The sequence below is a fragment of the Enterobacter sp. RIT637 genome (genome assembly GCF_019718755.1).
GTDB lineage: Bacteria > Pseudomonadota > Gammaproteobacteria > Enterobacterales > Enterobacteriaceae > Enterobacter.
The window spans coordinates 1-539 of record NZ_JAIHAZ010000164.1; the positions used below are offsets into that span (position 1 = coordinate 1).

At 44.2% G+C, this 539-nt stretch carries 1 protein-coding gene; it reads right to left on the minus strand.

The genetic code is table 11. The features are described from left to right. Nucleotides 1-2: 2 nt before the first annotated feature. Nucleotides 3-482, minus strand: coding sequence for a carboxymuconolactone decarboxylase family protein (locus tag K5E19_RS23790; RefSeq protein ID WP_221553379.1), 480 nt, complete (start codon nucleotides 480-482; stop codon nucleotides 3-5). Nucleotides 483-539 lie beyond the last annotated feature (57 nt).

Consider the following 539-nt stretch of genomic DNA (forward strand, 5'->3'; position numbering starts at 1 on the left):
TATTAATGTAATTCAGCACGATCCAGACCGTAAGCGCTATCCATCGATCCTGGTGACATCTGTGATAAAATCTGGAGACGATTCCAGGCGTTGATTACAGCAATGGTGAAAGTTAACTCTGATACTTCCACTTCAGAGAAATGTTCGCGCAATTCGCTGTAAAGCGCTTCGCTTACACCATTATCACCAATGCGTGTCAACGCTTCAGTCAGTGCCAGAGCATCTTCCTCTTTGGCGCTGAACAGTGGCGATTCCCGCCAGATTGCAACGTGATAAAGACGCAGTTCACGCTCCCCATGCATTTTTGCTTCTTTAACGTGCATATCCAGACAAAACGCACAATGATTCATCTGTGAGGCACGGATATCCACTAAGTGCTTAAGTTTTTTATCCAGCGAGACTTTTCCTAATGCCATAGAGGCATCGGCTAGTGTTTTAGCCAGTGCGGGAATGGTTTTAAAATGATTCACACGTGACGACATATTGTAATCCTCTTTTTAAAATAAACGATCAATGGTTTGCAGTGCATGAGGTAACGC

What these genes read in the sequence shown, in the direction of transcription:
- K5E19_RS23790 (WP_221553379.1), bottom strand. Translation starts at nt 482, where the DNA reads ATGTCGTCACGTGTGAATCATTTTAAAACCATTCCCGCACTGGCTAAA.